The sequence below is a fragment of the Enterobacter sp. B79-1 genome (assembly GCF_057444735.1).
Genome location: NZ_JBYAZJ010000010.1, coordinates 31923 through 51693, shown reverse-complemented (window position 1 = coordinate 51693; position 19771 = coordinate 31923). Strand labels below are relative to the sequence as shown.

Sequence of the window (19771 nt, the reverse complement as noted above, 5' to 3'; positions counted from 1 at the left end):
AGCGCCACCGGGCATAAAAATCACAGTAATTAAGGAGAATTATCATGAGCTTTATGTTGGCACTGCCAAAAATCAGCCTGCACGGCGCGGGCGCAATCGGCGATATGGTCAACCTGGTGGCGAGCAAGCAGTGGGGAAAGGCGCTGGTTGTCACCGACGGTCAGCTGGTAAAACTCGGCCTGCTCGACAGCCTGTTTAACGCGCTGGATGCCCATCAGATGTCGTATCACCTGTTCGATGAGGTGTTCCCGAACCCGACGGAGGCGCTGGTGCAGAAAGGCTATTCGGCATATCAGGACGCGGAGTGTGATTACGTGATTGCCTTCGGCGGCGGCAGCCCGATTGATACCGCCAAGGCGATCAAAATCCTCACCGCCAATCCTGGTCCGTCAACCGATTACTCCGGCGTCGGCAAAGTGAAAAACGCGGGCGTGCCGCTGGTGGCGATCAACACCACCGCAGGCACGGCGGCGGAGATGACCAGCAACGCGGTGATCATCGACTCCGCGCGGCAGGTGAAAGAGGTCATCATCGATCCGAACATCATCCCGGATATCGCCGTGGACGATGCCAGCGTGATGCTCGATATTCCCGCCTCCGTGACCGCCGCAACCGGCATGGATGCATTGACTCATGCGATTGAAGCCTACGTGTCCGTCGGCGCGCACCCGCTCACTGATGCCAATGCGCTGGAAGCGATTCGCCTGATCAACCTGTGGCTGCCGAAAGCGGTCGAAGACGGTCATCACCTTGAAGCGCGTGAGCAGATGGCGTTTGGTCAGTATCTGGCGGGCATGGCGTTTAACAGTGCGGGCCTTGGCCTCGTTCACGCGCTGGCGCACCAGCCGGGCGCGACGCACAACCTGCCGCACGGCGTATGCAACGCCATCCTGCTGCCGATCATCGAAAACTTTAACCGTCCGCACGCGGTCGCACGTTTCGCCCGCGTGGCGCAGGCGATGGGCGTCGATACGCAGGGGATGAGCGACGAAGCCGCCAGCATGTCGGCCATTCAGGCGATTCGCGACCTGAGCGCTCGCGTCGGCATTCCGTCCGGCTTCAGCAAGCTCGGCGTGACCAAAGCGGACATCGAAGGCTGGCTGGATAAAGCCCTCGCCGACCCGTGCGCGCCGTGCAACCCGCGCACCGCCAGCCGCGATGAGGTCCGCGAGCTGTACCTGGAGGCACTATGATCCGCAAAGCCTTTGTGATGCAGGTAAACCCGGACGCGCACGAGGAGTACGCGCGCCGCCACAACCCTATCTGGCCCGAGCTGGAAGCGGTGCTGAAAGCCCACGGCGCGCACCACTACGCCATCTATCTCGACAAAGCCCGCAACCTGCTGTTTGCCACCGTGGAGATTGAATCGGAGGAGCGCTGGAACGCGGTAGCGAATACCGACGTCTGCCAGCGCTGGTGGAAGCATATGGGTGACGTTATGCCGTCGAACCCGGATAACAGCCCGGTGAGCGCGGAGCTGAAAGAGGTGTTTTACCTGGACTGATGTGTTAACGCTGCTGCCCCCGAGGCGGCAGCAATCTCCCGCCTGCCACTCAGCGTAAACGCCGACACCACCGTTATCGCCAGCACGAAACATCCCAGCATCAGGTACGTCTCCTGGAAGCCGATCCGGTCATACATATTCCCGGCAAAGGCGGAGAGGAAAATGGCCGCCGACTGTTTGGCAAACTGGAAGCCGATCAGGTAAATGGTGGCCGAAAGCCGCGTATCAAACACGCCCGTAATGTACTTGAATGCACCCACCAGCAGGAACGGGACCTCCAGCGCGTGCAGCATCTTGAGGGCAATCACCTCCACGGCGGTGGTGGCGAACGACGAGCCGATAATGCGCGTCGCCATAATCACCCCGGCGATCAGCAGCGTGTTTTTCGCGCCGATGCGGTTAATGATCCACGGCGAGCAGAACATGATGATGGCGTTACAGATTTCCCCCGCCGTGGTGGCAAAGCCAAAGGCGCGGGTGCCTTCCTGCGGCGTGGCGAAGAAGGTTTTAAAGAAGGTGGCAAACTGCTGGTCGAAAACGTCATACACGCAGGCCACGCCAATCACGTACAGAATGAACATCCACATTCTGCGCTGGCGGAACAGGTTGAACACGGTTTTGGCAGTGATCTGCGGCTGGTTTGCGCCCAGGGCGTTCATGACCTGCGCCGTCTGGTTGGGCTTCGGCTTCGCAACGACCAGCAGCAGCATCAGCAACAGCGCTGCTCCCGAGCCCATCCAGAAAACGTACGACGGATCGATGCCAAAAAGGATGCCGCCCGTTGAGGCGCATAGCCCCCAGCCGAGACAGCCGAACATGCGCGCCTTGCCGTATTCGAAGAAGCTGTTGCGGCTCACGCGCTCGATGTAGGCCTCAATTGCCCCCGATCCCGCCGAGAAGACAAAGCCGATATACAGCCCGCCGCTCAGCGCGCCCAGCCAGATATTGGTTTTCAGCAGCGGCGCGAAGACGTACAGGAAGAACGGTGCGAACAGGAACAGCAGCACCGCGATGATCCACAGCAGGTGTTTTTTCAGCCCAAGCTTGTCCGAAATTACGCCCAGCACCGGCTGGAAGGCGATGGCCGACAGCGAGATGCAGGAGAAGACAATCCCGGTATGGGTTTTATTCAGGCCGATGATGTCCGACAGCCAGATCGGCAGGAACGGAAAGCAGGTGGCCATGATGAAGAAGTAGAGAAAGAAGAACAGCCCGAAGATCCAGAAGTTAGGGTTGTCTTTGTGGGTACAGGTTGTTGTGTTCATTATTTTTATCCTCAACGGAGGGCCGGCTGCCCGGCCCTTCAACCTTACACGCGTTCGACGCCAATCAAAATGGCGGTCTCCGGGTCCAGAATCGGCAGCGCAATACCCGCCTGCATCAGCCACTCGCCGCTCACCGTTTGCGGCGCTTCCATCCACGAAGGCAGCTTGCGCATGGTGTGTCCACCCTCACCCGTAATCTGGATGTTCGGGTGATCGAGCAGCGTGATGCGGTACTGCGCGCTGGCGTCTAACCCCGGCATGCGCAGCGGCATCATCAGGGTGTAATCCGGCATCGCAAGCTGACTGACCATAAACAGCCCCTGCGCTTTGTCTTTGCTCACAATACCCTGTGCCAGGGTGGTAGCGTCCGGCATATCCATACGCCACTGGGTACCATGGTGGATCACCTCGCGCCACTGCTTGTGCAGCGCGGCGTAGTGCCGATAGCCTTCGCGTTCATCTTCATCGACGGTAAGCGGATCCAGCTCCAGCCCCATATGGCCAAACAGGGCCGTCAGCCCGCGAAACTGGATGCTATGCTGGCGGAAGGTGGCGTGGCATTTATGATGACCGATATGCGCGCCCATCACCTCCGGCGGGAAGAAGTAGCTCATGCCGCGCTGGATGGTGTTCCGCTCCAGCGCGTCGTTGTTGTCGGACGCCCAGAAGCGGTGGCTGCGGGTCAGCACTTCGTAATCAATACGCCCGCCGCCCGACGAGCAGGATTCAAACTCAATGTGCGGGAAGCGCTCACCCAGCACGTCCAGCAGGCGGTAAAACTGGCGGGTCTGCGCGTCGGCGGCGGCTTTACCCTTGTGTCCCGGCTGCACCAGCTCGCGGTTCATGTCCCACTTCACGTAGTCGACCGCGTGCTCGCCGAGCAGCCAGCTCATGCGCTCCACGAGGTAATCAAAGGCTTCAGGTATGTTCAGGTTGAGCACCAGCTGATGACGCCCGGTCGCCTGATCGTAGCCCGGCAGCGCCAGCACCCAGTCAGGGTGCGCGCGGTACAGATCGGAATCCGGGTTGATCATCTCCGGCTCAACCCAGATGCCAAACTCCATGCCGAGCCGTTTAACGTGGTCGATCACCGGCGTCAGGCCGTTCGGGTATTTTTTCTCGTCCAGATACCAGTCGCCCAGCGCGGCACGATCGTCGTTGCGGCCTTTGAACCAGCCGTCGTCGATAATAAAGCGTTCCACCCCAAGCGCTGCGGCCTCGTCGGCCATGCGCATGATGTAGTCCGGATCGTGGTTGAAGTAGATCCCTTCCCAGGTATTGAGATGCACCGGGCGCGGTTTGTTTTCCGGGAAGCGGATAACGTTATCGCGCAGATAGCGATGGAACGACTGGCTCATGCCGTTCAGGCCCCGCATGGAGTAGCTGGCATACAGGCGCGGCGTCCAGAGCGTGTCGCCCTCTTCAACCGCCATTTCCCCCGACAGGTAGAGCGCTTCGGCCTGCAGGTAGCGACGACCATCGGTTTTCGCTTCCGCACGCAGGCGATGGTTGCCGCTCCAGCCCAGATGCACGCCCCAGACGTCGCCCTGCATTTCGCTAAACGACGACGAACCGGCAATCAGCGCCGGGAAGTGCTCGTGGGAGGTTTTACCGCGACGGTTTTCAATCACGAAGCTGTCGTGTTCAAGCCTGACGCGGTGCGGCTGAAATTCCCGGATCCAGCGTCCGTGGAAGGCCATCACCTCCTGCGCGCGCTCGGCCACCGGCAGCGTAACGGCGAAACGGTCCACCTGCCACGGCAGCGCTTTCAGATTGGTCAGGCCGTGGCGCACGACCAGCACGCCGCTGGCGTCCAGCGCCAGCTCGCTGGTCAGGCGCAGACCCGCATGTTCATCTTCAGCGGTAATCGTCAGAGTGTTTAACGCCTGCTGCACCTGCGTAGTTTTGAACACCGGGGAGCCGTCCAGCCCCTGGCGATGCCCCTCAATGCCCGGCGAGCCAAACAGGCCGTGCCCCAGCTCCGCCATCAGCGTGACCGGGGAGTCGACATCCAGCCTGCCGTTCGCCACCGGGCGCGCAATGCTCAGCACATCGTGTGGCGAAAAGTGCTGAAGGTGCGGCCCCCAGTAGAGAATTTCGGCGAACGGGTGGGTTTTAACCACCACGTCTACCGTATTGCTTTCGAGTCGAAAAATGGAATCTTGCATCAGACATCTCCTGTCGTCGGGATGTCCTGAGTGTTGATCCGAAACGTTTCGGATACAAACCAAAACGTTTCGGTTCTGTGATCGGGTTTGGAATTTTAGTGGGTTTAGGCCGTCTGGCCCGGAGAGAATTCAGGCTGCCAGAGCACCTGAAGCTGCTCGATATCGTCGCCGTTAATCAGCTGGCGCACCATATTGGCAATCTGTTTTCCGACGCCCTGACGGGTGGACTGAATGACTGACGCTACGTCGATATCGACAATGCTGTCCTGCGGCAGGCCGTCGTAGACCACCAGCGAGACGGCGTTGTCGCCGGATAAGCGCCCCATCTGCGCCAGCGCCATCGCCGCGCCGTCGCCGTGGGTGTTGCAGTCGGTAATGATGGCCGTGGGCGGCTGCGGCAGAGCGAGAAGCTCTTTGGTGGTGGCATACCCCACGCGGCGCGACGGCGGCATGGCGCGCAGCCATTCGCTGGAAAGCCCGGCTTCTCGGAGGGCATCGAGAAAGCCCTGACGACGCTGGGTAATAAACGCCTGATTGTTGCTTTCACCGAGCAACGCAATGCGCTGATGGCCTTTCTCGATCAGCCAGCGGGTAGCCTGATGCGTACCGGCGTAGTTGTCGAAGTCAAACCACGCGTACGGCTGCGGGAGGTGGCTGCGCCCGAGCGCCAGGAATGGAAAACCGGCGGTCTGAAGCTGCTCAAGACGCGGATCGTGGTCCAGCGTGTGCGCTACGATCAGCGCATCCACGCGGCGGCTCTGCACCATGCGCATGTAGCTGTGCTTATCGGCCAAATCATCATCGGCAATCAGCAGTAAATCGATTTCATGTCGCGCCAGTTCGTGGCTAATTTCGCCGACCATGTCCATAAAAACGCTATTATTGAGCGGAACGGGATGCACGGGGAACACCAGCCCGACGGCGTCGATTTTGCCCATCTTGAGGCGGCGGGCGAAGGTGTTAGGTCGGTAGCCACGGCGCTGAGCCTCTGCTTCCACGCGGGCGCGCGTCTCGGCGGAGACGTCGTCATATCCGTTGAGTGCGCGGCTGACGGTGGTGACTGACAGCCCCAGTTCTTTGGCAATGGCTTTAAGCGACATGAGTTTCCGTATCTCTGTTAGTTCTGTTCCGCCACCAGCAGCGCGTGCGTATCCGGCTCCAGCGCCTTAAAGATATGCGGCAGATCGGCGGGATAACAGATGTAATCCCCCGGGCCGAGTTCTTCCGCTGCGTCGATCAGGCCGACCAGCGCGCGCCCCTGCGTCACAATAATATGTTCAACGGACCCCGGCGGATGCGGCTGGGATATACGGTCTGCGCCCGGCTGGGTGAGCAGCAGATAGATGTCGCGCCGCGCGCCCGGCGGACACGCCGCCAGCAAAATAGCTTCGTAGTTAGCCTGCCCGGCAACGACCTTCGTTCCCTCTCCACGGCGGATGACCTGTGTTGTCGTCTGCTGTGGTTCCAGCAGGCGGGCGAAAGGGATATCCAGCGCCACGCAAAGCGACCACAGCGTCTCCAGGCTCGGGTTACCGTTACCGGACTCCAGTTGGGAAAGCGTGGATTTGGCGATCCCGGCACGACGGGCAATTTCCGCCAGTGAAAGCCCGGTTCGCAGGCGTTCTCGCACCAGGCTTTTGGCGATCACGCTGATTGGCTGCGTCATAAAACGGCCCTTTTTGTTCTATAAATCGAACGAATCGTTCGTCTTGAAAAACGTCTCTGTTGCGTTCATTATAATGGATACACGTTCGATATGGCTAAAATTGTATGAAGCATCATCTCTCCTGCCTGAAAGGCGACACGATCAAAGCAATCATCCTGGTTTGCCTCGCGGTGGGCGTGGTCGGGATGTCCTACGGCTCGCTGGCGATGGCCTACGGTTTCCCGCTGTGGGTGCCGTTTGTGCTCTCCCTTACCGTGCTGGCGGGCGCATCGGAATTTATGTTTATCGGCATCGTGGCGAGCGGTGGGAACCCGCTGGCCGCAGCGGCAGCCGGATTACTGGTGAACGCCCGCCACGTGCCGTTTGGCGTGACGGTGCGGGAACTGGTGGGCAAGCGCGGCCTGAGCTTTTTGGGCTGCCACATCATGAACGATGAAAGCGTAGTGTTCGGCCTGTCGCAGAAAACCCCAGAACAGCGTAAAGCGGCCTACTGGCTGTGCGGTTTGGGCGTGGCAATCATCTGGCCGCTGGGCGCGCTGCTGGGTGCCATGGTCGGCAAACTGTTGCCAGACCCGGAAACCATCGGTCTGGATGCGGTATTTCCCGCCATTTTGCTGGCGTTAGTGGTGCCTGCGTTTAAAAACCGCACCACGCTAATCCGCGCCTGCAGCGGTGCCGTATTGTCGCTGGCCGCCGTGCCGTTTGCCCCGGTGGGCCTGCCGGTGCTGCTCTCTTTACTCGGCCTTGCCGCGAGGAAAAAATAATGGGAAACATGACGGTCTTTATTCTCGGCATCGCCGTTCTTTCTCTGGGAACGTATTTGATGCGCCTCGGCGGGGCAAAACTGGGCAGCAGGCTTGCATTGTCAGAGCGTTCACAGGCGCTGCTTTCCGATGCGGCAACGGTGTTGCTGTTTTCGGTGGCGCTGGCGACCACGTTTTATGAAGGGGAACATTTCGCCGGGATGGCGCGGGTGCTGGGCGTGGCGTTTGCGGTGTTTCTGGCCTGGCGGAAGATGCCGTTAATTGTGGTGATCGTGGCGGCAGCGGTGGTAACGGCGCTGCTGCGTCTGGCGGGGCTCCACTAAGAAGAATGCCCGACAGAACAGGTCTGTCGGGCATCATAGAGGTTATCGCGCAGGAAGCGTATCGACGTTAAGGGTAAGCATCTCGTTAAAATCCGTGGTGTTGGTAACGCCAAATGCTTCGTCAGAAAGATAGGTCGTAATCATCATGGTGGCGGTGAACTGCTCGCCCACCACTTCCGTGCCGTTAACCGCAGCCAGGGCTTTTTCAGGCTTCAGCGTAACCTGTGATGCGCCACCCTGAACGGCAACCGCACCAATATCGACCGCAGCCAGTTGCACCGGAGTCCCGTCAACGCGCCCATCCCTGAATTCGATTTTCATTGCGCCGCTGTCCGTAAAGCGATACGCCATGTTCTGTCGGGCAGCACCGTCAACGGAAATGCGCATTTTGCGCGCATCGGGGCACAGGACGGAAACCTGAAACTCGCGCGTGACCGAGGCATAACCGTTATAGACCTTACCCACATGCTCAGTGGAGGCCTTCCGCATATCCTCCTTACGGTAGCGCCCGTAATCGACTTTCTTCACAGCCGACATCATGTCACAGTCTTCCTCAGCGGCCTTCGCCATCCCCGGAAGGCCCGATGCGCCGCAGAGCAACACAAGCATCAGCGCGTATTGACGAACGTTGTTCAGAGACATTTCCCTGTCACCTCTTCATAGAATTTATTTGGTTCCGCCTCTGGCAGGGTATACGTCAGCTTGCAACGCCCTTCATCCAGCTTCGCATACAGCTGCTGGCTGGCGGAGATATCGTTCAGGAAGATCACGCCATCTTCGGGTGCGCTCGTCACATACTCCCCTGCGGCGTCTACAATCGAGACCCCTTCCGGCAGCGGCGTGCCGTCCGCACGTTGAATATTGAGCAGCACGCGGCGCTGGCTTAACGTCGCAAACTCCCACTTCGCCACGGCGCCGTGAGACGCTTTGATCGCCGTTCGGCCGTTTCTCACGTCCAGATTGCCTGGCAGACTTTCCGTGTTGATCTCAATCGAGCTTTCACGGAACGGCGTCAGCGCAGGAATAATTGCCCGGCCCCATTTGTCCGTCCATACCGCGCCGCGCGTGGTGTCAATCTCGATACCGGCCACCGGTTTATCCAGTCTGGCAATGGCATAGGTATCGCTAACGCGGTAAGGCGAGAAAGTCACCCCGTCGCTGTGGGCGACAATGCCACCGCTTAACGATGCAGAGTAGTTGGTATTGTTGTCGTTATCTCCCCCTGCGGCCAACGCCAGGTTGGTGTAATGCAGATTACTGTTCAACGAACTATCCCAACTGGTGGTGTTTTCATCCTGGTCCTGAGTGACCCCAACCATGTACTGGTTCTCAGCGTTGAGCGAGCCCATCGCCCGCGTGCCGTAGGAGCTCTTACCTTCACTCTCGCGATACCAGGAGCTGGTCGTCACCCCGGACCGCCCAAGCGGGATCGACACGTTGACGTAAAACTGGTCGTTATCGCTACTGTCATTTCGGCTGACATCCGACTCCCAGTTCACGCTCACGTTGAAGTATTTAAAGGTTTGTGACCACGACGAGATAAACCGGCGGCTGTCGTATTCGCTGTTCCAGCTCTCATTGCGGTAATAGCTTAGAGAGAAGCGGCCAAGCGTCGCGTTTGACCAGTTGATGCCGACGGTAGAGTCGTATTTGGTTTGCGACATATCGTCATCGTCACCGTAGAGTTCCGTCATCTCGCGATAATCCGGGGTGCCGTAGCTGCCGCCCAGCGAAAGTCCAATGCCCCATGGCAGGGCATACCCCAAATCCAGCGTCGTTTTGTTGCCGTCGGTTTGCGTCTGGTTGTCGATTGACGCCAGAAAACCCAGCGAGGCATACAGGTTCTGCATGGGCACGGTATCCAGGTTGCCGGAGAATCCGTAATAGTGGTTATCCGCCATGACCATGCCGGCGAGGAAATTCATCCGCTTGTTGAGAGACCAGCCGTTGTTGGCTGAAACTACCCACGGGTTTTCGAACCGCGAATCCATATCTTCCACACGACCCGCAGCCAGCGTAAACCCTGGTGCGCGCCCCACATGATTACTGCGGAACGTACTTGCCGAGACGGTGAACCGGTTTTCGCTGCCGTCAGTCTCAGTGACGGTTACGTTCAGGTCGGTATTAAGATTAGCCAGCGGCACATCATCTAAGTTAAACGGCCCGGCGGGAACCAACGTGGAGTAGATGAGCTGTCCGCCCTGGCGGATATCGACGCGCGCCTGCGGATTACGGGCAATACCGCTGACTTCGACACCTGTACCCGCCTGGGAAGCGAGTGCGGTATCCGGCATCATCTGGACCCCGTAAATACTCGGGATACTGAAGCGGCTGTTGGCGACGTTAATCTGGCCGCCCTGCACCATGACGCCGTAATCGGTAAAGGTACGTTGGGCATAGGTGTAGAGAGACTCGACGTCAAAACCCTGATCGCTGCCGTCGCTAATAAACTGCGTGCTGCGTACAATCCAGTCGCCGGCGTTAAAGCCCATTTCAAAGGTCGACTGGAAACGGTCGGCGTTGTCACCATCATATTGATTATGGGTGCCGAACATGGAGTAATTCAGCATGGCTGCACGTCCGCCGCTTACCTCTGCGAACTGGCGGCCATAATCAGGATCTACCGCTTCCGGCGGAACGACCACCGATATTTCTTCAATATCTGGTGACGTCTGAATCGTTGACCCGGACCAGTATTGATGAATCTTCGGACAGGCCCCTCTTTTTATCTGTTTAATCAGACCCGCGTTTTCCAGAAACTCTTTATCAATACAGGGCGTTCCTTCTTCATCAAATTTCACCGGCATAATATTGCGCGGCTTACCGTTAATATTAACCGTCACATTATGGTAGCCAGGGGTAAAACGGGGAGCAAGGGAATAGTAATCCGCAATGGCCGGATCAAGCCCGTTATTTTTTAACGCATCACCATCAAATATGGCTCGCGCCAGCTCCATTGATTCATTTGCCGTAGAGGAGATTTCAGCCCGAATATTAAATGCCAACGCGCTAAGGCAAAACACGAGCATTCCCTTTTTACAGGAACCGTTTAACATAACTACTCCATGTACCGTTAAGTGATTTTATTGCTTAAGGTCGGCAATATAACTACTTGCCTTATAGCCATAGCGCGTTGCCGGATAGATTTCGATTTGTTTTTCGGATGCTGATATTTTGGCTGACGCGCTGGCCGTCATTTTTTCGCCAGGAAGAATATAAGTCTTATTCAATTTCGCGACCGTACCCGACGCCATTAATTTTACCTTTTGCTCCATGCGGACCACATAAGGCGTAGTGTTCTCCACCGTCACGTTGCCATTGTTAATCTGCCAGGTGAGGGCCTTCCAGGGCTCAATATTTACCGCCAGACCTGCCGGGTGAATAATGGCGGGAAGATTCTGGCTAAACACCACTTTAACTTTGTTTTTTTCACGCTGCGGGATGGCGGTAAAAATAACGCGCTTGAAATGTTCCACCTTCAGTGGCTCAGCGCTGCTTTTCAGGACAAAGCGTACGCGCTGGGTTTTACCCGCCTCTACGCGCACAACCGGCTGCGTGGCAATCAGGCCAGGTTTTGGGTCATCCGGGAGATCTATAATTTTGGTGTACAGCAGCTGTGCTTCAGCATCGGTGTTTTTGACATCCATGCTGGCTCCCTGCTTGTCTTCATTGACAATAAGCAGCGAGGTATCCGGCACCATCCCGGCAGCCATACCGTTGAATGAGGCCAGCAGGCAGGCACAGATCAGCGTTCTCTTGAAAAGCAGCATAATATTAGTCCATTAATATCGATAAATGACACCCCACCGGAGTGAGGTGTCAGGTATTTCAAAATGCGTGAGGAGTGATTACAGATAAACCAACTCAACGTTGGTTAAGCCGTCAAGCGTGGCTTCATCCGTGATATTTAAATCGTTAGTTGGGTTAATCATCGCGGCGACACCTACGTTAAAGTTAACGTTGGTTTGTGCGACAGGCGTGCCGCCCAAGGTGTCACTGAAGGAATATAATTCGCTTTTGTCTGTGCTAACTTTTAAATAGCGCTCTCCGCCTGTGGTTGCCCATGATGTTCCGTTATCGCGCGATGCGGTAGGATACAGTTCATCGCCAGCGTCGTTCGTGACAGCGCCTTTCGTCATCTGAATCCCTAATGAATAGGCACCAATTTTCTTACCATTGTACATACCCAGCCCTGCGGTTTGGTACGCCTCTCTGCCAAATTCCGTATCAATAAAATTGGTCGGCAAAACTTGAGTTGGTCCTGAGTCCGCATGGGCATCATTAAACGTTACTGCAATGCGCGTGGGCTCTTCGCAGGTAATAGAAATAGGAATAATTTTCACATCCGCCAAAGGTGTAGCCGACGTGGAATTCAGTGAAGACACACTTATCGTGCCATAATCAGCAATACCACCACCGCTAATAAATGCAGGCGTACAGGAAGCGGGAACGATTTTACCGGTCACCTGAATATCAACACTTGAAGCGGCCATAGCAGAGGACGCCACGACAGCCAGCGCGGACGCCAGCATTCCTTTTTTGAACATCGCGTTCATTTAATTTCCTTATAAAAGTGAAATACAAAATATGCCAAATAATTAATATTTGGCCTGAGGGAGTGCTACAAAGCATTATTTTGGAAAATAGCATTACAGATAGCTCAGATCAATAGCCCCAAAATCTTTTAGGATTAGCGCCTGAGGAGTTCCTTAAATCTCAAGATCAATAATAATTATTATATATGTAAACCTTCAAAATAAAGATTGCAGCCACCAAAATCATTCACTAAAGGAATATATGAAATCAACTGGCCAGACCATTCATTTGACTTATTTATAAGATTATTGTTTTTTAAACAAAAGTTACATCAGAAACAGGGTTTTTACTTTTATTTATTTTGTTAATCAGGATTATCCAGGAGGATATGACTGTTTTGGCGGGAGGAGAAAGCAGAAGGGAGCAGAAGAACAACCTGTCCCTGCTCCGAAGAGCAAGGGACAGTGGCTACAAGACCTATTTATTCAGTTCAGCGGTCATGTGTACGCGGTTACCGGTGAATGCTTGGGTAATTTTGTACGATGATGCACCTGCTTCCTGAGCCTGTGCAGCAATTTTTGCTTCTGCACCGTCCAGCGTAGAGGCGGAAGCGGTTACTGTCTGCGCAGCGAAAGAACCGAAAGAAGCAGCCAGAGCGATTACAGCGACAAAAGTTTTGATGCTTTTCATGAGATAAACCCTTTCATTAAGTTGTTTAGGTAAGGCACCGTGCCTTGATGAGATAAATACTAGACCTCATCCCGATCAACTAAAAGCGGAAGGATTTGCTATTCTCTTTCAAAATTACTGATCAACAATTAGTCGCTGTGAGTGCGTGTAAATCGTCGCCCTTCCAGGCTTGCAGAACCCCACCAGCGTCAGGTTACAGCGTTCTGCCACTTCCACCGCCAGCGTCGTTGCCGCTGAGACCGCAAACAGAATTTCCACGCCGCACATGGCGGCTTTCTGCACCATCTCGTAGCTGGCGCGGCTGGAAACGAGCGCAGCCCCCTGCTGCCAGACGTCACTTTCACGCGCGCGGCGACCGAGCAACTTATCCAGCGCCACATGGCGGCCCACGTCTTCGTGACCACCGATAATGTCGCCCGATGGCAGAACCCACGCCGCCGCGTGCGTACAGCCGCTCAGCTGACCGATGGGCTGTACATCGTTGAGGTGTTCCAGTGCCTTATCGAGGTTGGCGAGGTTAAACGTCTGGGTAAACGGCAGTGGCGTAACGGGCTTGCCGATATCGTTGAGCTGTTCAACACCACACACGCCGCAGCCGGTGCGTCCGGCCAGCGCGCGTCGACGCTCTTTTAACCCCATAAAGCGGCGGCTGGAAAGCTCGATTTGCACTTCAAGGCCGTTACACGCCTTCACAACGTCCATGCCGTAGATCTCCTGCGGATGGTCGATGATGCCTTCCGAGAGGGAAAAACCGATGGCGAACAGCTCAAGATCTTTCGGCGAAGCCATCATCACCACGTGCGAGATACCGTTGTAAACGAGCGCAACGGGCACCTCTTCCGCCAGAAAATCGGGCGTGGCATGGGTAATGTGGGGCGGTCTGTGTACCGACAGTTCCACAACGCCCGCAGGCAGGGGTAACGAGTGGGTAGCACGGTTTTGTTTAGACACAACGGTATTCCTGAACAACCACGGAGGTGAGCCTGCTATTGCATCACAAACAACAGGGCTTACGCATAGTATGGATCAACTTTTCAGCATCAAGTTTACCTACTCACTTGTGAGAGGTACAACAAAACGCATGCTACACCCCTTTAACATGCAGGGTTAATAATGTGATTGGTATCACATTTTATAGTCAACAGGGTGATAATACGTTCACTTTGTTTTAACGCCATTGGAACAGGCGTACCGACATTGTGGTATTCTGGTGATATCCCTCGGAGAAATGAGGGATTAACGCAAATTTTTCTCCTTTGCGGTCAATTCTCAACCGCGAAGTTAAAACTACATATGTAAGCAATGTCGAAACAAGGAGTGACCCATGCAGGTCAGCAGAAGGCAGTTCTTTAAGATCTGCGCTGGCGGTATGGCAGGCACAACGGCAGCGGCACTGGGCTTCGCGCCCGGCGTAGCGCTGGCGGAAACGCGGCAGTATAAACTGCTGCGCACCCGTGAAACCCGTAACACCTGTACGTACTGCTCCGTCGGCTGTGGGCTGTTGATGTATAGCCTCGGCGACGGTGCAAAAAATGCCAAAGCGTCTATCTTCCACATCGAAGGCGACCCGGACCATCCGGTCAACCGTGGAGCGTTGTGCCCGAAAGGGGCTGGTCTGGTGGACTTTATCCACTCCGAAAGCCGCCTGAAATTCCCGGAATACCGCGCGCCAGGCTCAGACAAGTGGCAGCAAATCAGCTGGGAAGAGGCGTTCGACCGCATCGCAAAACATATTAAAGAAGACCGCGATGCCAACTTTGTTGAGAAGAACGCCGACGGTGTCACGGTCAACCGCTGGCTCTCCACCGGGATGCTGTGTGCCTCTGCTTCCAGCAACGAAACCGGTTATTTAACCCAGAAATTTACGCGCGCACTCGGTATGCTCGCGGTCGACAACCAGGCGCGTGTCTGACACGGACCAACGGTAGCAAGTCTTGCTCCAACATTTGGTCGCGGTGCGATGACCAACCACTGGGTCGACATCAAGAACGCCAACCTCATTGTGGTGATGGGCGGTAACGCCGCTGAAGCGCACCCTGTCGGGTTCCGCTGGGCGATGGAAGCCAAAATCCACAACGGTGCGAAACTGATTGTGATCGATCCCCGCTTTACGCGTACTGCGTCAGTGGCGGATTTCTACACCCCTATTCGTTCAGGTACTGACATCACTTTCCTGTCAGGCGTATTGCTGTACCTGATGACCAACGAAAAATATAACCGCGAATACACCGAAGCCTATACCAACGCCAGCCTGATCGTGCGTGAGGATTACCACTTCGAAGATGGCCTGTTCAGCGGTTATGACGCCGAGAAACGCAAATACGACAAAACCAGCTGGAACTACGAGCTGGACGAGAAAGGCTTTGCGAAGCGCGACACCACCCTGCAACACCCGCGCTGCGTGTGGAACCTGCTGAAAGAGCACGTTTCCCGCTACACGCCGGAGGTTGTCGAAAACATCTGCGGTACGCCGAAGGCGGACTTCCTGAAGGTGTGCGAGCTAATCGCCGAAACCAGCGCGAAAGACAAAACCGCGTCGTTCCTGTATGCACTTGGCTGGACGCAGCACTCCATCGGTGCACAGAACATCCGTACCATGGCAATGGTGCAGCTGCTGCTCGGCAACATGGGGATGGCAGGCGGCGGCGTGAACGCCCTGCGCGGTCACTCCAACATTCAGGGTCTGACCGACCTCGGCCTGCTGTCTCAAAGCCTGACGGGTTACATGAACCTGCCAAGCGAGAAACAGCCTGACCTGCAAACCTACCTGACGGCCAGCACGCCAAAACCGCTGCTCGAAGGCCAGGTGAACTACTGGGGCAACTATCCGAAGTTCTTCGTCTCGCTGATGAAAGCCTTCTACGGCGACAAAGCGACGGCGGAAAACAGCTGGGGCTTTGACTGGCTGCCGAAGTGGGACAAAGGCTACGACGTTCTGCAGTATTTCGAGATGATGCACCAGGGCAAAGTGAACGGCTATCTGTGCCAGGGCTTTAACCCGGTTGCCTCGTTCCCGAACAAGAACAAGGTTGTTGAGTCTCTGTCGAAGCTGAAGTTCCTGGTGACGATTGACCCGCTCAATACCGAGACCTCGACCTTCTGGCAGAACCACGGTGAATCGAACGACGTCGATCCATCGAAGATTCAGACCGAAGTGTTCCGTCTGCCGTCGACCTGCTTCGCGGAAGAGAACGGTTCTATCGTCAACTCCGGACGCTGGCTGCAGTGGCACTGGAAAGGCGCGGACGCCCCGGGCATCGCCATGAACGACGGCGAGATCCTGGCCGGTATCTTCTTACGCCTGCGTAAGATGTATGCGGCAGAAGGTGGCGCGAACCCGGAACCGGTGCTGAACATGAGCTGGAACTACTCGACGCCGGAAAACCCTGCGCCAGAAGAAGTGGCGATGGAGAGCAACGGTAAGGCGCTGGCGGACGTTATCGACCCGGCCACCGGTACCGTGCTGGCGAAGAAAGGCGATCAGCTCAGCACCTTCGCACACCTGCGCGATGACGGCACGACCTCCAGCGGCTGCTGGATCTTTGCCGGTAGCTGGACGCCGAAAGGCAACCAGATGGCCAACCGCGATAACGCCGACCCGTCGGGCCTCGGCAATACGCTGGGCTGGGCATGGGCGTGGCCGCTCAACCGCCGCATCCTCTATAACCGCGCATCCGCTGACCCGCAGGGCAACCCGTGGGATCCGAAGCGTCAGCTTCTGAAGTGGGACGGCGCGAAATGGGGCGGCGTGGATATTCCGGACTACAGCACTGCCGCACCAGGCAGTGACGTTGGGCCGTTTATCATGCAGCCAGAAGGGATGGGACGCCTGTTTGCTATCGATAAGATGGCGGAAGGTCCGTTCCCCGAACACTACGAGCCGTTTGAGACGCCGCTGGGCACCAACCCGCTGCACCCGAACGTGGTCTCTAACCCGGCAGCCCGTATCTTTAAGGGCGATTTTGACGCGCTGGGTAAAAAGGACAAGTTCCCGTACGTGGGCACCACCTACCGTCTGACCGAGCACTTCCACTACTGGACCAAGCACGCGCTGCTTAACGCCATCGCTCAGCCGGAACAGTTTGTGGAGATCGGCGAGAAGCTGGCGGGCAAGCTCGGCATCGCCCATGGCGATACCGTGAAGGTCTCCTCTAACCGCGGCTATATCAAAGCCAAGGCGGTGGTGACCAAGCGTATTCGCACGCTGAACGTTCACGGACAGCAGGTGGACACCATCGGTATCCCGATCCACTGGGGTTATGAGGGCGTGGCGAAGAAAGGGTTCATTGCGAACACCCTGACGCCGTTCGTCGGCGATGCGAACACGCAGACGCCGGAGTTTAAGGCCTTCCTCGTGAACGTGGAAAAGGTGTAACGGAGACGACTTATGGCTTATCAATCTCAAGACATTATCCGTCGTTCCGCGACAAACAGTTTCACGCCCGCGCCTCAGGCGCGGGACCACCAGCAGGAAGTGGCGAAGCTTATCGACGTGACCACCTGTATCGGCTGTAAAGCCTGTCAGGTGGCCTGTTCAGAGTGGAACGATCTGCGTGACGAAGTGGGTCACAACGTCGGGGTGTACGACAACCCGGCGGACCTGACCGCCAAGTCCTGGACGGTGATGCGTTTCTCGGAAGTGGAGCAGAACGACAAGCTGGAATGGCTTATCCGCAAAGACGGCTGTATGCACTGTGCGGATCCGGGCTGCCTGAAGGCATGTCCGTCAGAAGGGGCTATCATTCAGTATGCTAACGGCATCGTCGACTTCCAGTCCGAACAGTGCATCGGCTGCGGCTACTGCATCGCGGGCTGTCCGTTCGACGTACCGCGCCTGAACCCGGAAGACAACCGCGTCTACAAATGCACGCTGTGCGTTGACCGCGTCACCGTCGGCCAGGAGCCCGCGTGCGTGAAGACCTGCCCAACCGGCGCTATCCACTTTGGCTCCAAAGAGGATATGAAAACGCTGGCGGCAGAGCGCGTGGGCGAGCTGAAAACCCGTGGTTACGATAACGCGGGCCTGTACGATCCGGCCGGGGTTGGCGGTACGCACGTGATGTACGTGCTGCACCACGCCGACAAGCCGAACCTGTATCACGGCCTGCCGGAGAACCCGGAAATCAGCGCCACCGTGAAGTTCTGGAAAGGCATCTGGAAACCGCTGGCAGCGGTAGGGTTTGCTGCCACCTTCGCAGCGAGCATCTTCCACTACGTCGGCGTTGGTCCGAACCGTGCGGAAGAGGAAGACGACAACCTGCATGAAGAGAAAGACGAGGTGCGCAAATGAGAAAACGTGACACCATCGTGCGCTACACCGCGCCGGAACGCATCAACCACTGGGTCACTGCCTTCTGCTTCATGCTGGCGGCGATAAGCGGGCTGGGGTTCTTCTTCCCGTCCTTCAACTGGCTGATGCAGGTACTGGGCACGCCGCAGCTGGCGCGCATCCTTCACCCGTTTGTGGGTGTGGTGATGTTTGCCTCGTTTATCATCATGTTTTTCCGCTACTGGCACCATAACCTAATCAATCGGGATGATATCTTTTGGGCGAAGAATATTCGTAAGATCGTCGTCAACGAGGAAGTAGGTGATACCGGGCGTTATAACTTCGGCCAGAAATGCGTATTCTGGGCGGCGATTATCTTCCTGGTCCTGTTGCTGGTGAGCGGCGTGATCATCTGGCGTCCGTACTTTGCGCCTGCTTTCTCAATCCCGGTGATCCGATTCGCGCTGATGCTGCATTCATTTGCCGCAGTGGCGTTAATTGTGGTTATCATGGTGCATATCTACGCCGCCCTTTGGGTGAAAGGCACCATTACCGCGATGGTGGAAGGATGGGTAACCAGTACGTGGGCGAAGAAACATCACCCGCGCTGGTACCGTGAAGTCCGCCAGAAACAGGAAAAGTCATCTGAATGAGTATTCGCATAATCCCGCAAGATGAGCTGGGGTCGAGCGAGAAACGCACGGCGGATTATATTCCGCCGTTGTTATTCCCCAGACTCAAGAACCTCTACAACCGCCGCGCAGAGCGTCTGCGCGAGCTGGCAGAGAACAACCCGCTGGGTGATTTTCTGCGCTTTGCCGCGCTGGTTGCCCACGCGCAGGAAGTGGTGCTGTACGACCACCCGCTGCAAATGGATCTGACCGCGCGCATCAAAGAAGCCAACGCGCAGGGCAAGCCGCCGCTGGACATTCACGTCCTGCCGCGCGACAAGCACTGGCAAAAGCTGCTGCATTCGCTGATTGCCGAGCTGAAGCCTGAGATGAGCGGTACCGCGCTGGCGGTTATCGAGAATCTGGAAAAAGCTTCTGACCTGGAGCTGGAAGAGATGGCGAGCGCGCTGTTTGCCTCTGACTTCTCTCTGGTCAGCAGCGATAAAGCGCCGTTTATCTGGGCCGCGCTGTCGCTCTACTGGGCGCAAATGGCAAGCCTGATCCCGGGCAAAGCCCGCGCCGAATACGGTGAAGCGCGTCAGTTCTGCCCGGTCTGCGGCTCAATGCCGGTCTCCAGCATGGTGCAAATCGGTACCACTCAGGGGCTGCGCTACCTGCACTGCAACCTGTGTGAAACCGAGTGGCACGTGGTGCGCATCAAGTGCAGCAACTGCGAGCAGACCCGCGATCTGAACTACTGGTCGCTGGAAAACGAAGAAGCGGCGGTGAAAGCGGAAAGCTGCGGCGACTGCGGAACCTACCTGAAGATTCTGTATCAGGAAAAAGACCCGAAAGTCGAAGCGGTGGCCGACGATCTCGCCTCGCTGATTCTGGACGCGAAGATGGAGCAGGAGGGCTTTGCCCGTAGCTCGATTAACCCGTTCCTGTTCCCGGGTGAAGGGGAGTAGTCTCCCC

18 protein-coding genes are annotated in these 19771 nt (G+C 56.6%); 8 read left to right on the top strand and 10 right to left on the bottom strand.

Features of this window, described 5'->3' with window-relative positions:
- Positions 1 to 44: 44 nt before the first annotated feature.
- Together fucO and rhaM are read left to right on the top strand one after the other, a co-directional pair.
- The gene (gene fucO, locus AC2T6E_RS21060; protein ID WP_447853743.1) at positions 45 to 1193 is read left to right on the top strand and encodes a lactaldehyde reductase; all 1149 of its coding nucleotides are present in this window, start codon (positions 45 to 47) and stop codon (positions 1191 to 1193) included.
- Positions 1190 to 1504: an L-rhamnose mutarotase gene (rhaM, locus tag AC2T6E_RS21055; protein ID WP_120159766.1), complete on the top strand. Its 315-nt coding sequence runs from the start codon at positions 1190 to 1192 to the stop codon at positions 1502 to 1504. Before fucO ends, rhaM begins: the two co-directional genes overlap by 4 nt.
- Here rhaM and AC2T6E_RS21050 read toward each other — a convergent pair.
- From AC2T6E_RS21050 to AC2T6E_RS21035, 4 genes are all read right to left on the bottom strand, one after another.
- The gene (locus tag AC2T6E_RS21050; protein ID WP_042716414.1) at positions 1492 to 2769 is read right to left on the bottom strand and encodes an MFS transporter; all 1278 of its coding nucleotides are present in this window, start codon (positions 2767 to 2769) and stop codon (positions 1492 to 1494) included. The genes rhaM and AC2T6E_RS21050 overlap by 13 nt on opposite strands.
- A 44-nt stretch (positions 2770 to 2813) precedes the next feature.
- Positions 2814 to 4937, bottom strand: a complete 2124-nt coding sequence (locus tag AC2T6E_RS21045) for an alpha-galactosidase (RefSeq protein ID WP_486693137.1) — start codon at positions 4935 to 4937, stop codon at positions 2814 to 2816.
- Positions 4938 to 5041: 104 nt separating this feature from the next.
- Positions 5042 to 6037, bottom strand: a complete 996-nt coding sequence (locus AC2T6E_RS21040; RefSeq protein WP_486693135.1) for a LacI family DNA-binding transcriptional regulator — start codon at positions 6035 to 6037, stop codon at positions 5042 to 5044.
- Positions 6038 to 6054: 17 nt separating this feature from the next.
- The gene (locus AC2T6E_RS21035; protein ID WP_010436871.1) at positions 6055 to 6603 is read right to left on the bottom strand and encodes a helix-turn-helix domain-containing protein; all 549 of its coding nucleotides are present in this window, start codon (positions 6601 to 6603) and stop codon (positions 6055 to 6057) included.
- Between the two features lie 104 nt (positions 6604 to 6707).
- Between AC2T6E_RS21035 and AC2T6E_RS21030 the strand changes: the two genes are divergently transcribed.
- The gene (locus AC2T6E_RS21030) at positions 6708 to 7367 is read left to right on the top strand and encodes an AzlC family ABC transporter permease (protein ID WP_010436869.1); all 660 of its coding nucleotides are present in this window, start codon (positions 6708 to 6710) and stop codon (positions 7365 to 7367) included.
- Complete coding sequence (locus tag AC2T6E_RS21025) at positions 7367 to 7690, top strand: AzlD domain-containing protein (RefSeq protein WP_108417964.1); 324 nt, start codon at positions 7367 to 7369, stop codon at positions 7688 to 7690. The genes AC2T6E_RS21030 and AC2T6E_RS21025 overlap by 1 nt, the downstream gene beginning before the upstream one ends.
- A 42-nt stretch (positions 7691 to 7732) precedes the next feature.
- Here AC2T6E_RS21025 and AC2T6E_RS21020 read toward each other — a convergent pair whose 3' ends face one another.
- The 6 genes from AC2T6E_RS21020 to fdhD form a co-directional block, all read right to left on the bottom strand.
- Entirely contained in the window at positions 7733 to 8332 is a 600-nt protein-coding gene (locus tag AC2T6E_RS21020) for a DUF1120 domain-containing protein (RefSeq protein WP_486693131.1), read from the bottom strand.
- The gene (locus AC2T6E_RS21015; RefSeq protein WP_260663340.1) at positions 8323 to 10746 is read right to left on the bottom strand and encodes a fimbrial biogenesis usher protein; all 2424 of its coding nucleotides are present in this window, start codon (positions 10744 to 10746) and stop codon (positions 8323 to 8325) included. Before AC2T6E_RS21015 ends, AC2T6E_RS21020 begins: the two co-directional genes overlap by 10 nt.
- A 27-nt stretch (positions 10747 to 10773) precedes the next feature.
- Complete coding sequence (locus AC2T6E_RS21010; protein WP_486693129.1) at positions 10774 to 11460, bottom strand: fimbria/pilus chaperone family protein; 687 nt, start codon at positions 11458 to 11460, stop codon at positions 10774 to 10776.
- Between the two features lie 78 nt (positions 11461 to 11538).
- Positions 11539 to 12246 carry a DUF1120 domain-containing protein gene (locus AC2T6E_RS21005; RefSeq protein ID WP_278436044.1) on the bottom strand — a complete coding sequence of 236 codons (708 nt, stop codon included), beginning with the start codon at positions 12244 to 12246 and terminating at the stop codon, positions 11539 to 11541.
- Positions 12247 to 12703: 457 nt separating this feature from the next.
- Positions 12704 to 12916 carry a YdgH/BhsA/McbA family protein gene (locus tag AC2T6E_RS21000; protein WP_015569916.1) on the bottom strand — a complete coding sequence of 71 codons (213 nt, stop codon included), beginning with the start codon at positions 12914 to 12916 and terminating at the stop codon, positions 12704 to 12706.
- A 114-nt stretch (positions 12917 to 13030) separates the two neighbouring features.
- A complete protein-coding gene (gene fdhD / locus AC2T6E_RS20995; RefSeq protein ID WP_108417970.1) occupies positions 13031 to 13867 on the bottom strand; it encodes a formate dehydrogenase accessory sulfurtransferase FdhD in 837 nt (278 codons plus the stop codon).
- Between the two features lie 373 nt (positions 13868 to 14240).
- Here fdhD and fdnG point away from each other — a divergent pair, with 373 nt between their 5' ends.
- Genes fdnG through fdhE form a run of 4 tightly spaced genes read left to right on the top strand, consistent with a single transcriptional unit; the run spans position 14241 to position 19764 of the window.
- A complete protein-coding gene (gene fdnG / locus AC2T6E_RS20990) occupies positions 14241 to 17291 on the top strand; it encodes a formate dehydrogenase-N subunit alpha (protein ID WP_486693125.1) in 3051 nt (1016 codons plus the stop codon).
- A gap of 12 nt (positions 17292 to 17303) precedes the next feature.
- Complete coding sequence (fdxH, locus tag AC2T6E_RS20985; RefSeq protein ID WP_010436855.1) at positions 17304 to 18206, top strand: formate dehydrogenase subunit beta; 903 nt, start codon at positions 17304 to 17306, stop codon at positions 18204 to 18206.
- A complete protein-coding gene (gene fdoI, locus AC2T6E_RS20980; protein ID WP_010436852.1) occupies positions 18203 to 18838 on the top strand; it encodes a formate dehydrogenase cytochrome b556 subunit in 636 nt (211 codons plus the stop codon). Before fdxH ends, fdoI begins: the two co-directional genes overlap by 4 nt.
- A complete protein-coding gene (gene fdhE, locus AC2T6E_RS20975) occupies positions 18835 to 19764 on the top strand; it encodes a formate dehydrogenase accessory protein FdhE (protein ID WP_010436850.1) in 930 nt (309 codons plus the stop codon). Before fdoI ends, fdhE begins: the two co-directional genes overlap by 4 nt.
- Positions 19765 to 19771 lie beyond the last annotated feature (7 nt).

What these genes read in the sequence shown, in the direction of transcription:
- fucO (WP_447853743.1), top strand. Translation starts at nt 45, where the DNA reads ATGAGCTTTATGTTGGCACTGCCAAAAATCAGCCTGCACGGCGCGGGC.
- rhaM (WP_120159766.1), top strand. Translation starts at nt 1,190, where the DNA reads ATGATCCGCAAAGCCTTTGTGATGCAGGTAAACCCGGACGCGCACGAG.
- AC2T6E_RS21050 (WP_042716414.1), bottom strand. Translation starts at nt 2,769, where the DNA reads ATGAACACAACAACCTGTACCCACAAAGACAACCCTAACTTCTGGATC.
- AC2T6E_RS21045 (WP_486693137.1), bottom strand. Translation starts at nt 4,937, where the DNA reads ATGCAAGATTCCATTTTTCGACTCGAAAGCAATACGGTAGACGTGGTG.
- AC2T6E_RS21040 (WP_486693135.1), bottom strand. Translation starts at nt 6,037, where the DNA reads ATGTCGCTTAAAGCCATTGCCAAAGAACTGGGGCTGTCAGTCACCACC.
- AC2T6E_RS21035 (WP_010436871.1), bottom strand. Translation starts at nt 6,603, where the DNA reads ATGACGCAGCCAATCAGCGTGATCGCCAAAAGCCTGGTGCGAGAACGC.
- AC2T6E_RS21030 (WP_010436869.1), top strand. Translation starts at nt 6,708, where the DNA reads ATGAAGCATCATCTCTCCTGCCTGAAAGGCGACACGATCAAAGCAATC.
- AC2T6E_RS21025 (WP_108417964.1), top strand. Translation starts at nt 7,367, where the DNA reads ATGGGAAACATGACGGTCTTTATTCTCGGCATCGCCGTTCTTTCTCTG.
- AC2T6E_RS21020 (WP_486693131.1), bottom strand. Translation starts at nt 8,332, where the DNA reads ATGTCTCTGAACAACGTTCGTCAATACGCGCTGATGCTTGTGTTGCTC.
- AC2T6E_RS21015 (WP_260663340.1), bottom strand. Translation starts at nt 10,746, where the DNA reads ATGTTAAACGGTTCCTGTAAAAAGGGAATGCTCGTGTTTTGCCTTAGC.
- AC2T6E_RS21010 (WP_486693129.1), bottom strand. Translation starts at nt 11,460, where the DNA reads ATGCTGCTTTTCAAGAGAACGCTGATCTGTGCCTGCCTGCTGGCCTCA.
- AC2T6E_RS21005 (WP_278436044.1), bottom strand. Translation starts at nt 12,246, where the DNA reads ATGAACGCGATGTTCAAAAAAGGAATGCTGGCGTCCGCGCTGGCTGTC.
- AC2T6E_RS21000 (WP_015569916.1), bottom strand. Translation starts at nt 12,916, where the DNA reads ATGAAAAGCATCAAAACTTTTGTCGCTGTAATCGCTCTGGCTGCTTCT.
- fdxH (WP_010436855.1), top strand. Translation starts at nt 17,304, where the DNA reads ATGGCTTATCAATCTCAAGACATTATCCGTCGTTCCGCGACAAACAGT.
- fdoI (WP_010436852.1), top strand. Translation starts at nt 18,203, where the DNA reads ATGAGAAAACGTGACACCATCGTGCGCTACACCGCGCCGGAACGCATC.
- fdhE (WP_010436850.1), top strand. Translation starts at nt 18,835, where the DNA reads ATGAGTATTCGCATAATCCCGCAAGATGAGCTGGGGTCGAGCGAGAAA.